Raw genomic sequence first — 17,883 nt, forward strand, 5'->3', positions numbered from 1 at the left:
CAACAGGCTATGCAAATGTGGAAAGCAAAAAGCGCTTCCCACATTCGCACAGCCTCGACGACTGCTGCGGGCTGAATTTGCAGCTAAACTCAAACCCGAGTGCTCTCACTTACCCGGACTAACCGAAGGGGGCAGCTCACAACCACCCACAATTTCCGCTGCGAGGCACACTGCTTTGTGAGGCCTGTGTTCAACCACTCACAGCCGGTAATGTCACTGGCCGGGGCGGAAAGAAGTACCCGTACTACTGGTGTCGCACTCCTAGGTGCCGCTCAGTGAAGAATACCGCGGCGCACAAGATCGAAGCCGAATTCCTACAGTTGTTGAATGAACTGAGATCATGCCCCAATTTCGAGGAATCGATTTTTGCCGGAGTTGAAGAAGGTGTGGCAAGCTAGCGAACCTGAAAGGGCGGCGCTGATCAAGCAGGCGGAAGCTGAGTTGAAGGAGCAGGACGAGATGCGTAAGAGGCTCTTGCCAGCTCTGCTTAAGGGCGTGATCGACCAGAAAACCAACGCAACGGCGAAAGAGGAGTTCGATCAGACATGTGACGGCTATGAGGCATACCTCGAAGAGTTGAAGGGACGAGAGATGATGTCCATCGTGTTCTGGACCTTCTCAAGAAACCTGTTGATCGATGTTGGAGCCGCATGGAAACGTGCAGAGATCGACAAGCAACAGATGTTTCAAAAAATGCTCTTCCGAAACGGTCTGAGGTACTCCGCAAGAACGGAATTTTGAACCCAGATAAATGCTGTCTTTTCAGTGAGCTGAAGGGTGCCGTGGAGGCATTTGGTATGTTTGGCGTCCCCGACGGGATTTGAACCCGTGTTATCGCCGTGAAAGGGCGGTGTCCTAGGCCGGGCTAGACGACGGGGACGTTGCGTGGGGCGGAAACCGAAACTCCGACGCCAAACCAGCGCATCGTCTCGGATACAGGCCGGATGACCGGAATGCCCTGATCCAAGGCTATCAACTGAGGCCAGGTGTGTCAAAATGCAGGATCACTGCCCGGCGCACTCCGACCCATTCGGGCTTCCGGTCTGAGCCGTTCTGCAACTAAATCACGGCGCGTCCTACGGAATTTTGCGACAATGGTGCGTTCAGTTGAATCGAAAGAAAAAGTCCACCTTATTCGTTTCCCTGACACAACCGAAGGGAAGCCGTGTCGCGAGGATACCGTGCTAAAACACGTCATTGTTATGAGTTGTGTCGTTTTGGGATTAGTGACAGTCGGATGCCGTCAAAAGCCCACGCAGCCGCAGGGGCAAGGTGCTGGGATGCAGGCCATGCCCGTACAGACCGTCGCCGTCACCATTGCTCCAGTTCCGCAGAGCAGCGAATACGTGGCGACGATCAAGTCGCGCCGTAGTGCCACACTTCAGCCGCAGGTGGACGGCCGGCTGACTTCAATCAGCGTCCGATCAGGCGACCGCGTAAAGTCCGGGCAAGTAATGATGACCATCGATCCGCTGCATCAGCAGGCGTCCGTGGATGCGCAACGCGCAACCGAGCGGCAGAAGAAGGCCGTTTTCGACTACAACGCTACGCAGCTCGATCGGCAGAAGAAGCTGTTCGACGCCGGGATCATCAGCCGCGAGTTGTTTGATCAGGCTCAACAGGCCTACGACAATTCGAAGGCAGACTACGAGTCGGCCGTTGCGTCGCGCCAAACCCAGGAAGAGCAGCTCGCTTACTACTCCATACGGGCGCCGTTCGATGGAGTTGTCGGAGATGTTCCTGTGCATGTGGGTGACTATGTCTCCAGTTCGACAATGCTGACGACGGTGGATGAAAACAAGGACTTGGAAGCCTATATCTACGTTCCCGCCGAACGTGCCGGACAACTGCGGCCCGGCCTGGAAGTGGACGTAATGGACACGACCGGTAAGCAGCTCGAAAAATCGAAGATTGACTTCATCTCCCCTCAGGTCGACAACTCGCTGCAAGGCATCTTGGTAAAAGCGCCCGTCCATTTCGGACCGGAATCGCTGCGAAACTCACAACTGGTAAAGGTCCGCGTAGTCTGGAACACCGCGCCGACTGCGGTTGTCCCCGTGCTGGCCGTAACACGTCAGGGCGGTCAGCCTTTTGTCTTCGTCGCCCGTCAAGAAAATGGGCACTATATAGCCACCCAGACTCCCGTTACCGTGGGCGATACGGTGGGCAACAACTACGCCATTACTTCGGGATTGCACTCCGGTGATCGAGTGATCGTCTCGAGCACCCAATTCCTGGTGAACGGAATGCCGGTCGCGCCAATGGGCGGGAACGCGGGCGCATAGAAGAGCGTCTGGAGAATCGCGCGGAATGTGAGTTCACCGTCCGGTCGTCGATTTGAGCCGCCGTAATCGAACCAAGGGAAGGAAGGCATACATTGTTTGTTGATTTTTTTATTCACCGGCCCGTCTTCGCCACAGTCTGCGCGCTGATGATTATTCTCGGGGGCGCGGTCTGCATCCCTAATCTGCCGGTGGCCATGTATCCAACTCTGGCCCCTCCGCAGGTGACTGTGGCAACCAACTACGTTGGCGCGAATGCAGACACGGTTGAGAAGGCTGTAACGATTCCGCTGGAAGAAGCCATCAACGGAGTTGAGGGCATGCGTTACATCAGTTCCTCCAGCACGAGCAGCGGAACCAGCTCCATCAACGTTACTTTCCAGACCGGATACGATCTCGACATTGGCGCTGTGGACGTGCAGAACCGTGTCGCCAGTGTGCAAGGCCGCCTGCCGGCAGCGGTGAATCAGACCGGCATCAGCATCACGAAGGCAAACACGAATTTTGTATTCGGCGCTGGATTCTTTACCCTCGATGGCCGCTATTCCAACGAGTTCATCTCCAACTACCTCGATGTTTACGTCAAGGATGCGTTGAAGCGCGTACCGGGCGTGGGCGATGTGATGATCTTCGGCGAGCGCAAGTATGCTATGCGCATTTGGCTCGATCCTGTTCGCCTGGCTGCCCGAAACCTCACCGCCAGCGACGTGGTGAGCGCACTGCAGGAACAGAACGTGGAGATCCCGGCCGGCCAGTTGGGCCAACCGCCGTCAGATGCGAAGCAGGCGTTCCAGATTCCCGTGCGCGTCGTGGGGCGACTCACAGACCCGGTGCAGTTCGACAACATCATCCTCAAGAACACAGCCAATGGCCTCATTCTGCTCAAGGACGTCGGGCATTCAGTAGTGGGCGCCGAGACCTACAGTTCCACCCTGCGCTACAACGGCCATATTGCCCAAGGCATCGGTGTGCAGCAGCTTTCAAGCGCGAACGCACTTGCAGTGGATGCTCAATGCAAAGCTGTATTGAGAGACCTGCAGAAGAGCTTTCCGCCGGGCCTCCAGTATGCCATCGCATTCGACTCAACCACGGCGGTCGGCGACTCTATTCGCGAAGTGCTCATCACGCTGGCTGAGGCCATTGGAATCGTCATCGTGGTGATCTTTCTTTTTCTGCTCGACTGGCGCGCCACAATAATTCCAGCCGTCACCATCCCTGTCTCGCTCATTGGTACCTTCGCGTTCGTAAAAGCATTTGGATTTTCCATCAACACTCTCACGCTCTTCGGAATCACGCTGGCGACAGGACTTGTGGTCGACGACGCTATCGTGGTAATTGAGAATGTGCAGCGCCACATTCACCTCGAACATTCCGATCCGCATGAGGCTACTTCGCGCGCCATGAGCGAAGTAACCAGTGCCGTGATCGCCACCTCCCTGGTTCTTATCGCGGTGTTCGTGCCTGTGTCCTTCTTCCCCGGCACCACAGGTATTCTGTACCGTCAGTTTTCGCTCACCATCGCGATCTCTATCGCCATCTCTGCATTCAACGCACTGACGCTATCACCTGCGCTTTCGGCGCTGTTCCTGCGCGGTGAAGAAGAACGGCCGCATCAGCTTGACTTTTTGCATGTCAAGCCGCTCTCCAGAGCGTTCGCAGGATTCGTTCATGGCACGGATGCGGCCATTGGCTGGCTGAGCAGAGCCTACGCCCGGTCGATTCACTACGCGCTACGCGTACGCTACCTCCTGCTTCTGTTGTTCTTCGCAGGAATGGGTGCGACGGTCTGGATGTACCAACGTGTACCCACCGGGTTCATCCCTCAGGAGGATCAGGGATTTCTGATGGTCATTGTGCAGGCGCCCCCCGGGTCGTCGCTTGAATATACGGCTGCGCTGGCAGATCGGGCCGGGATGATCATCGGGCAGGATCCCGACATTGCAGGAGCATTCTCGGTCATGGGCTTTGGTTTCTCCGGCGCGAGTTCAAATCAGGGAATGATGTTCGTTTCTACGACCGATGCCGATAAGAGACGCGGAGCCGGTCGCTCCACCGTCGACGTCACTGCGCGCGTGAATCAAAGGCTGCAGATGCTCATGTTCTCCCCCGATGGCGGCCTTGTGCGCATGATTCTCCCACCTGCGGTCCAGGGCGTGGGTAGCTTTGGCGGCTTCCAATTCATGCTCCAGGACCAGGGGAAGAACACGCTCAGTGATTTGGATCGGGTAGCACACCAGATAGCTAACGCGCACCGACCGGACATTACCAACCTGATCACCACGTTTTCAGCCAACGATCCCCAGGTTCTGGTCACCATTGACCGGCAGAAGGCAAAGGCCATGAACATTCCTCTCTCCCAGGTGACGACCACCCTGGGGGTGTTCATGGGTTCGCAGTATGTCAACGATTTTGACTTCAATAACCGCACCTACCGCGTGTATGTGCAGGCGGATCAGCCGTTCCGCATGAGCGCAAGCGATCTGCATGAGTATTACGTCCGCTCCGATTCCGGGCAGATGGTTCCGCTCGATAACCTCGTCACTGTGGTCAACAGTTCGGGACCGCAGGTCATCAATCATTACAACCTCTTCCGCTCGGTGGAAATCGACGGCTCGGCGGCGCCGGGCTACAGTTCCGGACAAGCCATCAGCGGCATGGAGGAGTTAGCGAAGCACGCAATGATGCCAGGCATGACCTATCAATGGACGGGGCTGACGCTGGACGAAATCGAATCCGGCGGCAAGGCTCTGCTCATCTTTGGATTAGGCATCCTGGTCGTTTACCTCACTCTGTCGGCTCAGTACGAGAGTTTTGCGCTGCCATTCATTATTCTTTTAGCTGTGCCGATGGCAATTTTGGGCGCCTTGAGCCTGGTATCCTGGCGCGGTCTTTCGAACGATGTGTACTGTCAGATTGGACTCGTGATGCTCATCGGGCTTTCCGCGAAGAACTCGATCCTGATTGTCGAATTCGCTGAGCAGCTTCGATCCAACGGCCGGTCCATCGCCGAGGCGGCGATTGAAGCCGGAGAGCTTCGCCTTCGCCCCATTCTCATGACCTCATTCGCCTTCATCCTCGGCATCCTGCCCCTCGTTTTCGCCACTGGCGCAGGCGCGCTTGGACGCCGCTCGGTGGGAACGACGATTGTTGGCGGAATGCTGCTATCCACCATCCTGAACCTGTTCTTCATTCCCACGCTGTACGTGATTCTGAGCACGCTGCTCGGGTCGAAGGTAAGAGCCAACACAGAGAAGATGGCGCACGCATAAAGCGTGCGCCGCTACTCCGGTTGGCGATGGGCGACAATGTAGTTCCTGATGCTGTAGTACATCCAGCCGGGCAGAACGCCCTCCTCAAATAGGTCAAGCTTGCTGCGATACGGCCGGAATCGCATGATCCGCTGCGCCCACCCGCGAGTCAGTCCAGGCACTCTCAGAAGCTCTTCGAGACTGGCATGATTGATATCCACTAACGGTTGCGACGCTGTGGCCTTCTCCGTGCCCGAGTGCCTGCCCGCCACTTGCGGAATGGCCGGCAGGTTCAGCACAAGCAGGAGGGTGAGGGCAGCAAATAGCCGGGTCCTGAGCACCAATCATTGTCGGTCTGGCTGCGCTTCAATGCAATAGTCTTCCCTACAGCGCTGCTTTGAGCAGGTGCTCACGACCTGTAACAATGGCAGATATGCATCCTTCTTCGCCCGGTATTCCCCCAGCCGGAGGCGGCGCGGCATCGACCGTCAGCCGCGGACTGTTGGCATTCCTGCTCGTCGTCGGCCTTCTATTAGCGCTGTGCATCGCATTTGCCTGGACAACCAGAGATGCGTTGCGGAGGCCCCTGTCTCAATCCGACACCGGCGCATCCCGCAGCACCGTTGCCCCCAGGACAATCGTTGATATCAGCGCTTGGCAAACAGCGGAAGCTCTTTCGCAGATGGCCGTAACGGCGGAAGAGAAGGCTTTCGCTCAGCAAGCCGAGCGCCTGGCCGATCATTCGGTAGATCAAGCCTTTGCTGCCGCGCTGCGCCAGGCCAATCTTCGCGCCCAGAATCGGAAGCTCAGCGGCGATGCCCAGACGATTGCAAACCGCATCCAGCAGCTTCAACTGCTCGTCTCACAGGATCAGGCCGCCGTGAAGCAGCTCTCGGCCGCGCAGCCTGCCAACAAGGCGCCTCAGGCTTCTGAAGATTCCGACGATGTCGACTTACAGATCGCGAAGGCCCAACTTCAGCTTGATTCGGATGAACTGTCTGACGCACAAGACGACCTCGATCGCGCGACTGGCGATGAAAGGTCGCAGATTCAAAGCGAACTTTCAGCGCACGAGTCTGAGATGAAGAAATACGATAGCCAGTCCCAGGAACGCGGGCAAATTGCCGTGGTGGCAGCGAATCAGTTCGGCACCCTTGCAGGTCGTATCGGGGCGTGGAATCGGCAGCGAAGTCGAATCCAAATGCTTGCGGACGCGGAGCAGCAGACCCGAGCGGATGTACAAACCTTCTCGGCCGCGCACAAGGCGCTTGCGGCGAAACTTGGCGATGGTGCAACGGCTGGCAGTAATGCCGCGACGGACCAGAATTCGCACCTGGCAAGCCTCCGGAACGGCAGCATAGAACACCAGCTCCTGAGCATTTACGACGACCGGATCACGACGGAGCAACAGCTTGCCGATGTCTACAAGAGGTGGGAAGCGCAGGCGCAACTGCAACATCGCCTCGTGTTGCACCTCATTCTGATTTCGCTGGCGTGGGTACTCGCCATCCTCGCGGGCTTGGTGCTTTCCATCGTCCTCTTGCGCAAGCTGATCCAGCATCCCGTTCTCGACCCGAGACAGCGTCACACCCTGCAGAGCATCCTGGAGCTGTGCATTCAGATCGTCGGGGCCGCAATCATTCTCCTGGTCATCTTCGGCCCGCCGAAACAGCCCGCAACCATGTTTGGCCTGGCCACTGCTGCGCTGACAGTAGCCCTGCAGGATTTCGTTCTGGCCTTCTTCGGCTGGTTCATCCTGATGGGGAAGAAAGGCATCCGGGTCGGCGACAACGTGGAAATAGACGGCGTGGGCGGCGAGGTGCTGGAAATTGGACTGATGTCTACAACCCTGCTTGAAACCGGCACCCTGGCAAATCCAGGTTACCGCACCGGCCGGCGCATCTCTCTGATGAACAGCTTCGCCATCAAGAACAAGTACTTCAACTTTTCAACTGCGGGTCAATGGCTGTGGGATCAGTTCGAGGTCGTGATTCCTTCGTCGGAGGAAACCCATCAAGTGGCGGAGCAGATCCTGCAGGCAGCTCAAGAAGAGACATCTGAAAGCGTGCCTCTGGCGGAGCGCGAGTGGAGCCGCGCGCGCAGCGCCGGGCTCACTCATATGCGCGCCGCTCCCGCTGTGAATCTCCGCCCCGTAGGAAGTAACTTCAGCGTGGAGATTCGCTATATAACGCGCGCTTCGGAGCGCTTCCAGATGCGTAACCGCCTCTACAAGCGCGTGATTGAGTTGCTCCGAACAACGCGAAGTGATCATCCGGGCAGGCCGATCTTACCGCCCTCAGCGCCTCCACAAATTAGAGGCTCTGAGGCGACACCCGAATAGCATTTGACACGCGCGAGCTTCTCGCTTATGGTCAAAAGCAGATGCAGACCCGCCATCATCACGGTCATCACCACCATCATGGACACTCCATGCCGGCGGACTGCTTCGGCCTGATGCTCTAAGGCTCAACAGATCTAAGCTTCACCCAAGCCCGCCGGCGACTCCGCCAGCGGGCCTTTTGTCGTTTCTAATTCCAATTCCATTTCAAATTCAAAGCGAGACGAAACATGATCGATTTCGAGAAAATGGACGGCCTGGCGCCTGGGATTGTGCAGGATGCGCGGACAGGCGAAGTCCTGATGCTGGGCTTCCTCAACCCGGTGAGCTATGCCAAAACCATGGAAACAGGCTTCGTAACTTTTTGGAGCCGCACCCGCCAGAAGCTGTGGATGAAAGGCGAGACCAGCGGAAACCGGCTCCGGATCATATCCGCGTCCACTGATTGCGACAACGACACCTTGCTGTTTCGGGTTGAGGTGCAGGGCGACGGCCTCGTGTGTCACGAAGGCACCGTAAGTTGCTTCACTCGTCCGCTTCAAATGGCCGCGAAGGAGGCAAACGCCAATGGCTAAGTTACGGCTCGGAATCCCCAAAGGAAGTCTGCAGGAAGCCACCATCGCCTTGTTCAAACGCGCAGGCTGGAACATCTATGCGGATGGCCGGTCTTACTTCCCCTCTATCGATGATAGTGACATCGAGTGCATGCTGATTCGTGCGCAGGAGATGGCGCGCTACGTGGATCACGGCGTTCTGGATGCCGGTCTCACAGGAATAGACTGGGTAGTCGAAAGCGGCTTAGACGTAACGAGTGTCACTTCCCTCACCTATGCGAAGCAAAGCCGACGCAAAGTCCGCTGGGTGCTCGCCGTGCCGGAGAACAGCGGCTTTGAGAAAGCTGAAGATCTCGAAGGCAGGATCATCGCCACGGAACTTGTCGAGGTGAGCAAGCGCTACTTCGCTGATCGCGGTGTGAATGTCAAAGTCGAGTTCAGTTGGGGAGCAACCGAAGTAAAGCCTCCCATGCTGGCCGACGCCATCGTGGAAGTCACCGAAACGGGCAGTTCGCTGAAGGCGAACCACCTGAAGATCATTGACACTGTGATGGAAAGCGAGACGCGCCTCATTGCCAGTAAGGCTGCCATGGCTGACGGCTGGAAGCGAAGCAAGATCGACTCCATCGCCCTGATGCTCCGGGGCGCCATTGACGCACAATCGCAAGTCGGCCTCATGCTCAACGTCGAGCGAGCCGATCTAGGTGCCGTTCTGGCCGTATTGCCGGCTCTCAACTCTCCCACGGTCTCTCAACTCAGCGATTCAGAATGGGTGGCAGTGAACACCATTGTGGACGAACGCACCGCTCGCGATGTCATCCCCCGTTTGAAAGCTGCCAATGCTACGGGCATCGTCGAATACCCGTTGAACAAGGTCGTCCTCTAATCCTGGTGGAGACAAGATGAAGCTAATTCGCACCAAAGGGCGCGGCGCCCGCAGGGCTGCCGACGTGATCGCAAAGCTCGAGTGCCGCGGAGGCGCAGCACTCGAGTCCGTCATGCCGGTAGTCGGTCGGATTGTCGCTGCAGTCCGACGCCAGGGCGATCGCGCATTGCTTCGATACGCACAGCAGTTCGATTCTCTGCCAACCGCGGAGTCCTTGCACATCACCCGCGAAGACATGGCTGAAGCGTGGGAGAGCACCAGTCCCGCACTGCAGCAGGCGCTCCGCACTGCAGCATCCCAGATCCGCACCTTCGCTGAGAAGCAGTTACCCAAGCCGTGGCACGAGACGACAAATGGAGCCACGAGAGGGCAATTGGTGCGGTCCCTCGCCTCCGTCGGATGCTATGTGCCCAGCGGTCGCCATCCCCTGCCCTCCACTCTGTTGATGTCAGTCATCCCGGCACAGGTTGCCGGCGTTGAGCGGATCGTCGTTGTGTCACCTCGGCCGGCAACTGAGACTCTGGCCGCCGCGCACCTCCTTGGCATCGCCGAGTTTTACAGGATTGGTGGTGCGCATGGGATTGCCGCTCTGGCGTACGGGACAGAGCGAATTCCGGGCGTCGACAAGATCGTCGGCCCAGGAAATCTCTATGTCACTGCGGCCAAGAAGCTTGTGGCTTTCGACTGCGCAATTGATATGCTCGCTGGACCCACGGAGATCGTTGTTACAAGTGAAACGGGCAATCCTCAAGAGATCGCGTCTGACCTTGTTGCACAAGCAGAACACGACCCCGAAGCTCTCGCTATCTTCATCACCACGCGCGAAGAGTTGGCGCGCGACGTCATTGCACAGACCAAAATCTCGGCGCGCATGAATCCGATCGCGCGCGCATCACTCCAGCGCAATGGACTAGCCCTTGTTGCCTCCACCCTGGTCGAAGCCCGTGACCTCACCAATCGCTTGGCGGCAGAGCATCTAACCGTTGACTCGTCAGCCGATCTCGCCTGGGTGCAGAACGCCGGCTCGGTGTTCGTGGGACGCTGGTCATCGCAGCCTCTGGGAGATTACATCTCAGGACCCAACCACACCCTGCCTACAGGAGGCATGGCACGAGTCCGCGGCGGTCTCAGCGTACACGACTTCGTAAAGCTCATTACCGTGCAGGAATATACTCCGGATGGCCTGCGCGCAGTCGGTCCGTCTGCCGTTTTGCTCGCAGAGGCCGAAGGGCTCGTCGGCCACGCAGAAGCAATCAGAGTGCGTCTCCAGTCATCTCTTGAGACAAGGAGGGCGAATGGTTGACATACCAAACCGGCCCGCACCCAAACCACGCGCGCGCGTGCAGGCAATGAAGGAGTATCATCCTCCGCTCGGCTCGCGTGACTCTCTCCGTCTTGACTTTAACGAAAACACCGTTGCGTGCTCACCCGCGGTGCGCGATGTCCTGAGCGGTATTTCTGCAGGTGATCTCACGCGCTACCCTGAACGGGAATCGGTTGAAGCACAGGTGGCACGCAACCTTGAGCTGAACCCAGAACAGGTAATCCTCACCAACGGCGTAGACGAAGCCATCCATGTTCTGTTCCAAGCCTTTTTGGAGGAGGGCAACGAATTACTCCTTCCTGTGCCTACGTACACCATGTACGAAGTCTACGCATCGTCAACGGATGCGCAAATCGTAACGGTCCAGGCTGCAAAGGATTTCAAGTTCCCATACCAAGCCTTGCTTGAAGCAATCACGCCCCAGACCAAGGTGATTGCGCTAGCGAATCCCAATAGCCCGACCGGGAGTATTATCAGACGCGATCAGATCATCGCAATTGCTGAACGCGCGCCTCACGCAATAGTTCTCCTCGACGAAGCATATTTTCATTTCTACGGCGAAACAGCAATCGACCTCCTCGCATCGCTATCAAACCTCGTGATCGCACGCACCTTTTCTAAGGCATACGGCGTGGCCGGATTACGAGTAGGGATCCTCGCGGCGTCTGCTGAGAATGCTCGCTGGATGCGGCGCGTCATCTCGCCTTACAGCGTCAACTCGGTTGCTCTCGCGTGTATCCCGGCGGCTTTGGCTGACCGTGCATACCTCGACCGATATGTTGAAGAAGTGCTCGCAGCCCGCACAGAATTTGAGGCCGCGCTCGATGCCCTCAGCATCCGTAGATGGCCCAGCGAGGCCAACTTCATACTCGTTCATATCGGTGGAAAGCACCGCGAATTCGTGCAAGCAATGAACGCTGGCGGCGTACTGGTCCGTGACAGAAGCAACGATCCAGGCTGCGCCGGCTGTGTTCGCATTACGATCGGCACGCGGGAGCAGATGCGTCGCGCGGCGATGGTCCTAAATAACGTCGTTTCGCACATGCGGGAAGCTAAGGAGGCGGAAGCATGAGGGCAGTCTCAAAGCGGCGCCCAGATACCGAGACTCAAGACGCCTTACGCGTTGCCCAATTCGACCGCAATACGACGGAGACCCGAATTTCCATCCAACTGACTGTTGAAGGCAGCGGCCGCTACGAAATCAGCACCGGCATTCGGTTTTTCGACCACATGCTGGAACTATTCACGCGCCACGGTGCGTTCGATCTCAATTTGAAGTGCGACGGCGACCTTGATGTCGATCAGCATCACACGGTTGAAGATGTGGGCATCGCGTTAGGCGAAGCCTTTGATCGGGCGCTGGGCGAAAAGCGCGGCATCCTTCGTGCCGGATATTTTCTAATGCCGATGGACGAGACCCTCGCCATTGCCGCGGTGGATCTGAGTGGGCGCGCGGCCTATGCGGTGGATACGAAGGTTCGCACCCGGCTGGTTGGTGACCTACAGACGGAGCTGGTCACAGACTTCTTTGAAGGCTTCGCCCGCGGAGCCCGCGCCAACGTCCACGTGAAAACAATGTACGGGCGTTCCAATCATCACAAAATCGAAGCGATTTTCAAGGCCTTCGCGCGAGCCCTCCGGGGGGCTTGCAGCCGCGACAAGCAACTAGGCGAAATGTTGCCCTCCACAAAGGGACTCCTCTGATGCGCGTGACCATAGTGGATTACCAGGCCGGGAATCTTACCTCCGTTGTAAAAGCCTTCCGCCATCTCGAGGCTGATGTTGAAATAACCGCCCATGACCTCTCGTTGATCAACAATGCAGAACGCATCGTGCTTCCCGGCGTCGGTCATTTCGCGGCAACGCAGCGACTTGAGGCCACAGGAATGACTTCAGTCATTCGATCCGCCATCGCTCGCGGAGTACCGTTCCTCGGCATCTGCGTCGGCATGCAATGGCTCTACGCCGGCTCAGCTGAAGCAGAGGGGCAAGTCGGCCTTGAGCACTTCAATGAATCATGCACGCGGTTCCCAGAATGCAACTTGAAGGTTCCTCACGTCGGCTGGAACGCGCTTGATCCACGCCCCGGGTCGAGACTCCTCGCTGGAGTGGAACCCGGAACCTACGTGTACTTCACGCACTCCTACCGTGCGCCGGTAACTGCCGACACATGCGCAGCAGCCACCTACATCGATGACTTCGCAGCTGCAGTGGAGCGGAGAAACGTCGCGGGCGTGCAGTTTCATCCGGAAAAGTCGGCTGCGGCAGGGCTCCGCATCCTGCAGAATTTCCTCACTTGGGAGCGGGACGGAGAGCCATGCTGACCAAACGCATCATTGCCTGCCTCGACGTTCACGCAGGACGCGTCGTCAAAGGTGTTCAATTTGTGGATCTCATCGACGCCGGAGATCCTGCTGCACTCGCGTCTCGCCACGCGCGCGAGGGCGCTGATGAAATCGTGCTGTTGGACATCACCGCCACGCACGAAGGCCGCAAGACACTTCTCGATACGATTCGCCGCACAGCTCGCGAACTTTTTGTGCCGTTCACGGTGGGCGGAGGCATCCGGACCGGGTGGGATGCCGAACAGGTCTTTGAAGCCGGAGCGGACAAGATCAGCATCAACTCGGCCGCACTCACTGACCCATCTCTGATCTGGACCATCGGGCGGACCTTTGGTGCACAGGCAGTGGTTGTAGCAATCGATGCCCGCCGCGATCCTGCAGCCGCAGATCCCGTGCGCCAGGCCCAGGTGTTCTTACAGGGCGGGCGCAAGCCCTCCGGGCGGCGCGTGGTCGAATGGGCACGTGAGGCCGAAGCCCGCGGTGCGGGCGAGATACTGCTCACGTCGATGGATTCCGATGGCACGCGGAACGGCTTCGATTGCGAACTGACGGCGGCTGTGAGTGATGCCGTGCGCATCCCGGTGATCGCCTCCGGTGGCGCTGGGACGGTCTCCCACTTTGCCGATGTCTTCGCCACTGGCAAAGCCGATGCGGCTCTGGCCGCCAGCATCTTCCACTTTGGCGTGTCGTGCGCCCGCTCTCTCAAGGAAGATCTGGCTGCTGCCGGAATTCCAGTGAGGTTGCCATGCTGATCCCATCCATTGATTTGCTCGGTGGCCGCATTGTCCAGCTAGTCCAGGGCGAGAAGCTACGGCTCGCGTTCGACGATTTCGAATACTGGATCGAGAAGTTCTCGAGCTTCCCGCTCGTTCAGCTCATCGACCTTGACGCGGCCATGCGTACCGGTGAGAACTCTGCGCTCGTAAACCAGATCGCGAGTCGCCTTCCGTGCCAGGTCGGTGGCGGCATTCACTCCGTCGAGCGAGCCCGGCAAGTGCTAGGAGCCGGCGCAAAGCGCGTTATAGTCGGCTCGGCGCTCTTTTCGTCGAACTCCGAAACAGCCTCCGTCAACACCGTCTTCGCGCGGGAACTCGCGGAGGGAATCGGCCCTGACCGCGTCGTTGCTGGCATCGACACCAAAGGTGGACGTATAGCCGTCAAGGGCTGGAAAGAGCAAGTTGCCCTCACGCCCCAACAGGTGATCCCGCAGTTGGAGTCCCACGTCGCCGCCTTCCTTTACACACATGTGGATGGGGAAGGACTGATGGGCGGATTCCCAATCGACACAGCCGCAAGCCTGCGAAAGCTGACGCAGCGACAGTTCATCGTTGCCGGCGGCGTTCGGAGTCAGCAGGAAGTTGATTCTCTCGAGGCACTCGGCGTGGATGCAGTGGTTGGGATGGCCGTTTACACCAACCTCCTAGCCATTTAAGACACTTCTCGCATCCGCGACATCCTTGGAGCCGCTGGGCTATGCTGTGATGTGGACGTTGGAGAATAGGACTGGCATGACATTGAGGCGGCAAAGCGGAATCCGTCTGGCCAAGCGGCTGGACGAGGTAGGGTTTTCAGACATCGTCCAAATCCGCAACAAGGTGATGTCCATGCGCTCCGAAGGCTTGCAGGTCCACGCCTTGCATGGGGGCGAGCCCTTCTTCGAAACTCCTGACGAAATCAAGTTCGCTGCCGTCCGTGCGCTCGTGGGCAACCAAACCCATTACGCACCGTCCTCGGGCTTGGTGCCGCTGCGGCAAGCCCTCGTGAATAAGCTTGCCTCCAGAAACAACCTGCAGGTCACCCCTGACGAGGTGCTCGTCACCGTGGGTGGATCTCAGGGCCTCTATGCCGCGTTCCAGAGTGTCCTTGACCCTGGTGATGACGCGCTCGTCTTCTCACCATACTGGACGCCCATCGGGGATCTCGTCACCGGTGCTCAGGCGCGACCGTTGCTTGTACCCACTATTACCGCGCGCCGCAATGGCATCCGCAAGACCCTCGAGCAGTTCTCCACCCCGCGCGTTCGCGCCATCTACTACAACACTCCCCAGAACCCCAGCGGCCTTGTCTTCACACGTGCCGAAGCGGAAGAAGTGGCGGCATTCGCGCGCGAACGGGACCTCATCGTGATTGCGGATGAAGCATATGAGGATCTGGTCTATGACGGGGAGCACGTCTCCATTGCCTCACTCCCCGGCATGCTCGAACGGACGATCACCTGCTACACCTTCTCGAAGACGTACGCCATGACCGGTTGGAGGGCGGGATACACGGTTGCGAAGGAGCCGTTCATGACCGCGTTGCGCAAAATTGTGCTCTACTCAACCAACGGAGTCGCCACCCCCGTGCAACATGCGATGCTGCAGGCGCTCACCACGCCTGAGTCCGTCATCGCCGCGCGTCGCGACGAGTATCGCAAACGACGCGATCTGCTGCTTACCGGCCTCAACGAAGTTGGCTTGGACTGCAATCCCCCTGCCGGCGCCTTTTATGCCTTCCCAATCACGGAGAAGATTCACAAGAACAGCCGCACCGCCGCCGAAATCCTTCTCGACAAAGCCCACATCGCCACCATCCCGGGCTCCGTGTTTGGAGCGCAAGGCGAAGGACACCTTCGCTTTGGCTATGCCATCCCTGTCAAGGAAATCGAACAGTGCGTGGAGGCTCTGCGCACCTTCTTTCGATAGAGCTTCGCGCGCTTTCAAGTTGCCTGTATCTGACCAACCGCCCGGCTTGTCTCCACGCGTGCCGCACGCAACAATCGCGCAAGTTGTTTCAGGTGCAGTTGCACCGCATAGGCCCGCAGAATTTCTGCCTGGGAAAATTCCCTACCCTTATGGCGCAACTGCGCCATGCGCTGCTCCAGGAGAGCAATATCCTCTTCAAGATGCAAGTTAGGCGGCGGAACATTGAACTGCCACTTGTGGATACACCCTGCCACGTAGTGAAAGCCTGAGTGAATGTCGTTCGCCAGATTGCCCAGCATAGGTTCCAACTGCTCCGCGTACCCATCTCCGGCACTGTCCTTAATCGCAAGTTCAAGAGCAACGAGTGAATCGAAAATGGCGCGCTCGGACTCGGCCAGGAGAGCCAGCCCTTCTCGCCATCCTGGTCCTCCCGAGGGTTCATTGCGGGCGGCCTGCAACAACTGATTGTTCCCGCGCAGAAGAGCAAGCGCATCCGCCCGAAGAGTCTCGATACTCTCAGCGCGCGCGCCCCTGAAACCGCTTAGAATCGCCTCAAAGAACGATCCCAGCAATAAAGACTCCTGCGCCAATCCATCTCGCAAAGCCAGTCGCGCGCGATCGGGAAACACCACGGTAATAACAATCACCGCGATCACGATGCCAAGTACCACCTGCAGAACGCGATCGAAGGCAAGCGCCTTGCGCGAGTTCGACTGAACCAGCATTATGATCGTGATAGTCACTCCGGCCAAACGCGAACTGCTCCGAAACCCCAGCAACCCGCAAACAATAATTGCCGCAAACACCGCGCAAACATAATTCCAGGGCACGGACCCGAATAGCGAGAACGTGAAGCCGAGACCTGCTCCAATGATCGTGCCCACAATGCGATCTCTCGACGCCGAGATAGTAGCGCCTACATTCGACTGTAGAACGATAATGGCGCTGATCGCGCCCCAGTAGCCATCGTGTAGGCCGAACCGCAAAGCCAGCCACCAGCACAGGGTTGCCGCTAGCGCCGTTTTAGCCGCGTGAATGAGCAGCCGTTTGCGTTCCCAGGTGAGCAAACCCACCTGCGTCACCGGCTGGACACCCAGCTTCATGGCAAGCTCCTGCTGCGACCGTGTTCTGCTTGTGTTCAGGCGCATGCGAACACCCACCTCCGCACTACTTAGAATGCAGCATCCGGCCCGTCCTGAGGCCTCAATTCTCATTCGCCGCGGCCCAGGCTTTAACATCCAAGCAAGTACATGTTGCGTGTAGGCCATCCCGCAAGTCTCGGCGCTGAGTTCCTCCGCATATTGCCTGATGGCATCGAACTTGTTGCTCTACCTGATGGGCTCGGTCACGACGTGGAGATCGATGTCTGGATCCCGGACCCCTACCCCACCCGCGCCCTGCGTATATGGCCCCGTCTCCGTGGCGTTCGTCTTGTGCTCTCGCTCATGGCAGGTACGGAGTGGATCGCCGCCACCGTGGGGCCGCACGTCACAATCTGCAATGCGCGCGGCGCGCACAGCGTATCCACGGCGGAATGGACGATATCCGCGACCCTGGCCATGCTAAAACACTCTCCGTTGTTCCAGGACCTCCAGCACGCCGCTGACTGGGGCGGCCGCAATCAGGCCACCACGGAGTTTCAGTCCGTAACCGGCGACGCACGCTCATTGCATCCACCTGTCATGGTTGAGGAGCTTACCGGAAAACACGTTCTGCTCGTGGGATATGGCGCGATCGGAAAAGAGATCGAGCGCATGCTCGCACCGTTCCGGGTAGAACTCGTTCGCGTGGCCCGTAACCCTCGCATTGACCCGTGCGTTTATCCCGTGGGAAGTCTTGACCGTCTGCTCCCCACGGCAGATGTGATCATCCTGATACTGCCGCTCAACGACGAGTCACGCGAACTCATCGGCGCTCACCAGTTCGGCTTGATACGCCAGGGCGCCCTGCTCGTCAATGCCGCACGCGGTGCCATCGTTGATACCGATGCACTTGTCCATGCGCTGAACAACGGCAAGGTTCGCGCGGCGCTCGATGTAACGGATCCAGAGCCATTGCCGGCCGAACACCCGCTGTGGCGCTGCCCCAATCTTCTGCTAACCCCGCACGTTGCCGCATCCACACCGCAGTTCGCGGCACGCGCTCTTGAAGTGGTCGCCGACGAACTCAGGCGTTATCTGAACGGCAAGCCTCTGCGCAACGTGGTGCAGATCACAAGGTGA

Annotated in this window: 17 protein-coding genes and 1 tRNA gene; 15 read left to right on the forward strand and 3 right to left on the reverse strand. The window is 58.3% G+C overall.

Annotation, left to right across the window (positions count from 1 at the left end; translation table 11 throughout):
* Positions 1-158: 158 nt before the first annotated feature.
* Positions 159-398, forward strand: coding sequence for a hypothetical protein (locus VGL22_RS12850; RefSeq protein WP_465267371.1), 240 nt, complete (start codon positions 159-161; stop codon positions 396-398).
* Complete coding sequence (locus VGL22_RS12855) at positions 367-741, forward strand: hypothetical protein (RefSeq protein ID WP_465267332.1); 375 nt, start codon at positions 367-369, stop codon at positions 739-741. Before VGL22_RS12850 ends, VGL22_RS12855 begins: the two co-directional genes overlap by 32 nt.
* Before the next feature lie 61 nt (positions 742-802).
* Here VGL22_RS12855 and VGL22_RS12860 read toward each other — a convergent pair.
* Positions 803-880: transfer RNA gene (locus tag VGL22_RS12860), tRNA-Glu, on the reverse strand.
* Between the two features lie 409 nt (positions 881-1,289).
* On the opposite strand from VGL22_RS12860, the gene VGL22_RS12865 reads away from it, so the two are divergent.
* Entirely contained in the window at positions 1,290-2,285 is a 996-nt protein-coding gene (locus VGL22_RS12865) for an efflux RND transporter periplasmic adaptor subunit (RefSeq protein ID WP_465267333.1), read from the forward strand.
* Positions 2,286-2,377: 92 nt separating this feature from the next.
* Complete coding sequence (locus tag VGL22_RS12870; RefSeq protein WP_465267334.1) at positions 2,378-5,551, forward strand: efflux RND transporter permease subunit; 3,174 nt, start codon at positions 2,378-2,380, stop codon at positions 5,549-5,551.
* Between the two features lie 11 nt (positions 5,552-5,562).
* On the opposite strand, the gene VGL22_RS12875 is transcribed toward VGL22_RS12870, so the two are convergent.
* A complete protein-coding gene (locus tag VGL22_RS12875; protein WP_465267335.1) occupies positions 5,563-5,871 on the reverse strand; it encodes a ComEA family DNA-binding protein in 309 nt (102 codons plus the stop codon).
* A 161-nt stretch (positions 5,872-6,032) separates the two neighbouring features.
* On the opposite strand from VGL22_RS12875, the gene VGL22_RS12880 reads away from it, so the two are divergent.
* From VGL22_RS12880 to VGL22_RS12925, 10 genes are all read left to right on the forward strand, one after another.
* Positions 6,033-7,871 (forward strand): mechanosensitive ion channel family protein, encoded by a 1,839-nt coding sequence (locus VGL22_RS12880; protein ID WP_465267336.1) that lies wholly within the window; start codon positions 6,033-6,035, stop codon positions 7,869-7,871.
* A 227-nt stretch (positions 7,872-8,098) separates the two neighbouring features.
* Entirely contained in the window at positions 8,099-8,443 is a 345-nt protein-coding gene (gene hisI / locus VGL22_RS12885; protein ID WP_465267337.1) for a phosphoribosyl-AMP cyclohydrolase, read from the forward strand.
* Positions 8,436-9,308: an ATP phosphoribosyltransferase gene (gene hisG, locus VGL22_RS12890; RefSeq protein WP_465267338.1), complete on the forward strand. Its 873-nt coding sequence runs from the start codon at positions 8,436-8,438 to the stop codon at positions 9,306-9,308. The genes hisI and hisG overlap by 8 nt, the downstream gene beginning before the upstream one ends.
* 16 nt (positions 9,309-9,324) lie before the next feature.
* Positions 9,325-10,611 carry a histidinol dehydrogenase gene (hisD, locus tag VGL22_RS12895; RefSeq protein ID WP_465267339.1) on the forward strand — a complete coding sequence of 429 codons (1,287 nt, stop codon included), beginning with the start codon at positions 9,325-9,327 and terminating at the stop codon, positions 10,609-10,611.
* Complete coding sequence (gene hisC / locus VGL22_RS12900) at positions 10,604-11,704, forward strand: histidinol-phosphate transaminase (RefSeq protein ID WP_465267340.1); 1,101 nt, start codon at positions 10,604-10,606, stop codon at positions 11,702-11,704. The genes hisD and hisC overlap by 8 nt, the downstream gene beginning before the upstream one ends.
* Positions 11,701-12,336 (forward strand): imidazoleglycerol-phosphate dehydratase HisB, encoded by a 636-nt coding sequence (gene hisB, locus VGL22_RS12905; RefSeq protein ID WP_465267341.1) that lies wholly within the window; start codon positions 11,701-11,703, stop codon positions 12,334-12,336. Before hisC ends, hisB begins: the two co-directional genes overlap by 4 nt.
* Entirely contained in the window at positions 12,336-12,956 is a 621-nt protein-coding gene (hisH, locus tag VGL22_RS12910) for an imidazole glycerol phosphate synthase subunit HisH (protein ID WP_465267342.1), read from the forward strand. The genes hisB and hisH overlap by 1 nt, the downstream gene beginning before the upstream one ends.
* The gene (hisF, locus tag VGL22_RS12915; protein ID WP_465267343.1) at positions 12,950-13,729 is read left to right on the forward strand and encodes an imidazole glycerol phosphate synthase subunit HisF; all 780 of its coding nucleotides are present in this window, start codon (positions 12,950-12,952) and stop codon (positions 13,727-13,729) included. Before hisH ends, hisF begins: the two co-directional genes overlap by 7 nt.
* A complete protein-coding gene (locus tag VGL22_RS12920; RefSeq protein WP_465267344.1) occupies positions 13,723-14,409 on the forward strand; it encodes a 1-(5-phosphoribosyl)-5-[(5-phosphoribosylamino)methylideneamino]imidazole-4-carboxamide isomerase in 687 nt (228 codons plus the stop codon). The genes hisF and VGL22_RS12920 overlap by 7 nt, the downstream gene beginning before the upstream one ends.
* Positions 14,410-14,485: 76 nt before the next feature.
* Positions 14,486-15,661, forward strand: a complete 1,176-nt coding sequence (locus tag VGL22_RS12925; RefSeq protein WP_465267345.1) for a pyridoxal phosphate-dependent aminotransferase — start codon at positions 14,486-14,488, stop codon at positions 15,659-15,661.
* 14 nt (positions 15,662-15,675) lie between these two features.
* Here VGL22_RS12925 and VGL22_RS12930 read toward each other — a convergent pair whose 3' ends face one another.
* Complete coding sequence (locus VGL22_RS12930) at positions 15,676-16,929, reverse strand: FUSC family protein (RefSeq protein WP_465267346.1); 1,254 nt, start codon at positions 16,927-16,929, stop codon at positions 15,676-15,678.
* Here VGL22_RS12930 and VGL22_RS12935 point away from each other — a divergent pair.
* Positions 16,912-17,883, forward strand: a complete 972-nt coding sequence (locus VGL22_RS12935) for an NAD(P)-dependent oxidoreductase (protein WP_465267347.1) — start codon at positions 16,912-16,914, stop codon at positions 17,881-17,883. The two genes, VGL22_RS12930 and VGL22_RS12935, sit on opposite strands and share 18 nt — an antisense overlap.

Source organism: Occallatibacter sp. (genome assembly GCF_036502485.1).
In the GTDB taxonomy this organism is placed as follows: Bacteria; Acidobacteriota; Terriglobia; order Terriglobales; family Acidobacteriaceae; genus Telmatobacter.